Genomic DNA, 3,388 nt, shown 5'->3' on the forward strand with positions numbered 1-3,388 from the left:
GGTCGGGCTCATCGCTCAGCCAACGGGTATAGTCACTCGGCGCGAGGATCAGCGGCATACTTCGTGGATTTCGGCTACCATGTCGTTGGCGTCCGTCGTGAGTCACCTAAACCCCTGAAAAATGCTCACCCCAGTGTGGTCAGGATGCCCCGCTTGGGCAAGTAAAAAAAGAGCCCCGTGCAGGAGAGGTGTTTCTGGCTGACCTCAACTCGCGTATATTATGGTTTGGCAACGGCAGTGAGGGAGGAGCAAATGACATTGCCGGACGCTTGTCGCGCGATAACATTAGCACAGCGCTGTCGCGTCGCGCCGCGCTCGGCGCTGCAGTAGCGGTGGTTGCCGCGCCGGCAATCGCCGAAGAGTGCCGCATCGGTCCGCCCGAGCATCCGCACGGCCCGAACGTCTGGATGAACATGGACCAGACCGAGCTGGACGCCGCTTACGACCAAGCTTTCTATGCGCCCCTTAGGGCGCAAATCATTGCGCGGGCCGCCAGCAACAGCGAGCTGACGCGTAAGCGGCTTGGCCCGCCGCGTCGCGAAGCTTAGGGCCCGAGCGAGGTCGAAAAGCTCGACATTTACAAAACCAAGCGGCCGAAGGCCCCGATCTTCGTCTTCATCCATGGCGGCGCCTGGCTCGGCGGCGAGTCCAAGAACTATGCCTATCCGGCCGAAATGTTGATCAATGCCGGCGCGCATTACGTCGTGTTGGATTTCATTGCGATCCGCGCGGCGAACGGCGATCTGCGCGTCATGGCCGAGCAGGTGCGCCGCGCCATCGCCTGGACCTATAGGAATGCGCCGAGTTTCGGTGGCGATCCGGAACGGCTCTATATCGGCGGCCATTCCTCGGGCGGTCATCTCTGCGGCGTGGCGCTCGTCACCGATTGGCGGAAGGAATTTGGCCTGCCGCCGACCATCGTCAAAGGCGGCGCCTGCATGAGCGGCATGTACGACATGAAACCGGTGCGGCTCTCGAAGCGCGGAAACTACGTGCACTTCAACGACGAGATGGAGCAGGCGATGAGTTCGCAGCGCCACCTCGATCTCATCCGCGCGCCGGTCGTCGTCACCTACGGCACTAACGAGACGCCGGAATTTCAGCGCCAGAACCGTGACTTCGCCGCCGCGCTCAAGGCCGCCGGCAAGCCGGTCGAGCTAATCGAGGCCGCCAATTATAATCATTTCGAGATGATGGAGTCGGTCGGCAATCCTTACGGCCCGAACGGTCGCGCCGTTCTAGCGATGATGAAGCTCAACGCCGCATGAGGGAAGCGTCCAGTGCGACGTTACGCTGCGAGATAACTTGATCGCCGCCCGGCGAAAGGGGTCACAAGCGTCATATCGCGTGTTCGCCGGCCACTTGCGCTATGCCGTCAATGGCCATCGGTTCGAGCACCTGATGACGACGCACCGAGGTCCCTGGTGCGTGGCATCCTCGGATCGGACTTCAGGGCAGAGGGCTATGGGCCAGAAGGCTGGACTGAAGACGCGGCAGAACGCATAGTCGTGCAATCGATTACGATAAGGGCCAAGAGAATATGGCCAAACCGCCCGTTCCACCGAACGCGACCGACGAAGAGGTCCGCGCGTTACTTGAACGCTATCGCTGCCCTGTGCCGTTTCACGAGGTTCGCACGCGCTTCCTCGGCAACATTGCAACGCCGGCTATGTCGGCTTCGCCGATCAAGACCGTGGAAGGTCTGTGGGGTGGCGAGTTGCCGGACTTCGGCTCGCTCAACGCGGCGAACGAGTTGATCGGCGCACTCATCATGGGTTTGTGGAATCGGCTTACACGTCACCAGGAACGCAACACACCCTTTCGCTTGACCCGTCCCGCCGTTGCCGTCTCACGCGAGGGTCTCGCCACTCTGGCATTGATCCGGCGTCAGGAGCTTGACGGTTTCGTTGAAGGGCTGTTTGGTGCGGAGGAAGCCATAGACCTCCCCGAACGGGCCCATCGTGGCCTGGGGGTTCTAGGCGAGTTGCGAGCGCTGATCGCAGGGGTGCTCGATGTGGCGACGGACGGGAACAAGGCGGCAAGCGCCGGTGACATTAAAGGGACGCTTCGGCAGATGCGGGAGTTGACCAGGATCGCCGAGCACGAAATGCACGAGGTCATCCTTTCCTGCAAGCGTGCGCGGCGAGATATCTTGGTTTCGCTGCCGGCAAGAAGACCGACGTTGCACTGACCAGCGTCAAATGCTGCCATCCACACCGGAGCTATAAAAACCGTCAACAAGATCATCTCGCGATTTCTTGGTCGAATTTCTTCTCTGCCTCGAACGTCGTTAAGAAACGCTGGTTCGATGATGGGCCCTTCTCGCCTGAGTTCAGTTCCAAAAATGATGCTGCCAGTCTACGAGAAGATTGTCGGCTTGACCGACGATGTTTGCGACAGGCATCTCAACTCCGAATACCAGGACTTGGCGCGTGCAATGACCGGGGCGCTTTGCAGAAAGCGCCCGAGCCCGGTTGCGTCCGGACAGCCACGAACGTGGGCATGCGGCATCGTCTACGTTCTTGGAAGGATAAATTTTCTCGACGACAAATCGTTTTCTCCGCACATGACGACGGCGGACCTGTGCGCCGCATTCGATGTCGGCGAGAGCACCGTCCACGCCAAGGCACGCGTTATCGAAAAAGCGATTGGTGCTGGGCCGCTCGATCCGCAGTGGACGCTTCCGAGCTTGGTCGAGAAGAATCCGCTGGTATGGATGGCAGAGGTCAATGGTCTACTGGTCGATTTGCGGGACATGCCCCGCGAGGTTCAGGAAATTGCATTCGCAAAGGGGTTAATTCCCTACATCCCGGCAGATCGAAAAGACCGATCGTGAACGAACGGTCGATGCGTGAGCACAATGACGGAAGATCGCTACCTCAAGCGCCTGCGCAAGAAAGCCCGGAAGGGACTGCGAGGTTGGCCGATTGCGACAATTGCGTTTTACGGCCCGAACTTGAACCAGGCGACGAAGGTCACCGTTGGCATCGTTCCATCCGAGAATGCAGAGGTAGGAGAGTTGCGCGACTGGAAGGTTGATCGTAGTGACGTTCGTAACGATCCCGGTATTGCCCGGGAGATATTGGAATTTATCGAAAAGCATCGAGTGCTGTCGGTCGCGATGACCGACGCCATAATCGGCTGCCCTCACCAAGAAGGAATCGACTACGAAGGCGAATGGTGTCCAGTTTGTGAGTTTTGGCACGGACGAGATCGCTTTACGGGGCAGAGGATCAATTAGTTTCTCGGTGTTCGTGCCAACGAGATGAACCTTTCGCAGTGCATCAATCGGCGGTCACGAAATGACGCTCAGGGTCATCTGCGTTAGTTTTGCGGTGTCGACTGCATGTCCGCTTACCCTCCGATCGGGTCGTTTCAACCCCAGGCC

The 3,388-nt window shown here is 59.2% G+C and carries 5 protein-coding genes; all 5 read left to right on the forward strand.

Going from position 1 to position 3,388, the window contains the following annotated elements:
• Positions 1 to 188 precede the first annotated feature (188 nt).
• The 5 genes from WB528_RS21265 to WB528_RS21285 all read left to right on the forward strand — a co-directional run bounded on the left by WB528_RS21265 (position 189) and on the right by WB528_RS21285 (position 3,241).
• Positions 189 to 548: a hypothetical protein gene (locus WB528_RS21265; RefSeq protein WP_423890398.1), complete on the forward strand. Its 360-nt coding sequence runs from the start codon at positions 189 to 191 to the stop codon at positions 546 to 548.
• A 27-nt stretch (positions 549 to 575) separates the two neighbouring features.
• Entirely contained in the window at positions 576 to 1,268 is a 693-nt protein-coding gene (locus WB528_RS21270) for an alpha/beta hydrolase (protein ID WP_423890405.1), read from the forward strand.
• Between the two features lie 272 nt (positions 1,269 to 1,540).
• Positions 1,541 to 2,191: a hypothetical protein gene (locus WB528_RS21275; RefSeq protein ID WP_423890399.1), complete on the forward strand. Its 651-nt coding sequence runs from the start codon at positions 1,541 to 1,543 to the stop codon at positions 2,189 to 2,191.
• A gap of 186 nt (positions 2,192 to 2,377) precedes the next feature.
• Complete coding sequence (locus tag WB528_RS21280; RefSeq protein ID WP_423890401.1) at positions 2,378 to 2,836, forward strand: DUF6398 domain-containing protein; 459 nt, start codon at positions 2,378 to 2,380, stop codon at positions 2,834 to 2,836.
• A 24-nt stretch (positions 2,837 to 2,860) separates the two neighbouring features.
• Positions 2,861 to 3,241 carry a hypothetical protein gene (locus WB528_RS21285; RefSeq protein WP_423890404.1) on the forward strand — a complete coding sequence of 127 codons (381 nt, stop codon included), beginning with the start codon at positions 2,861 to 2,863 and terminating at the stop codon, positions 3,239 to 3,241.
• The last annotated feature ends 147 nt before the right edge of the window (positions 3,242 to 3,388 follow it).

The organism is Bradyrhizobium sp., from assembly GCF_049586575.1.
GTDB lineage: Bacteria > Pseudomonadota > Alphaproteobacteria > Rhizobiales > Xanthobacteraceae > Bradyrhizobium.

Excerpts from the sequence above, each read along its gene's own strand:
- WB528_RS21285 (WP_423890404.1), top strand. The coding sequence starts at position 2,861 with ATGACGGAAGATCGCTACCTCAAGCGCCTGCGCAAGAAAGCCCGGAAG.
- WB528_RS21275 (WP_423890399.1), top strand. The coding sequence starts at position 1,541 with ATGGCCAAACCGCCCGTTCCACCGAACGCGACCGACGAAGAGGTCCGC.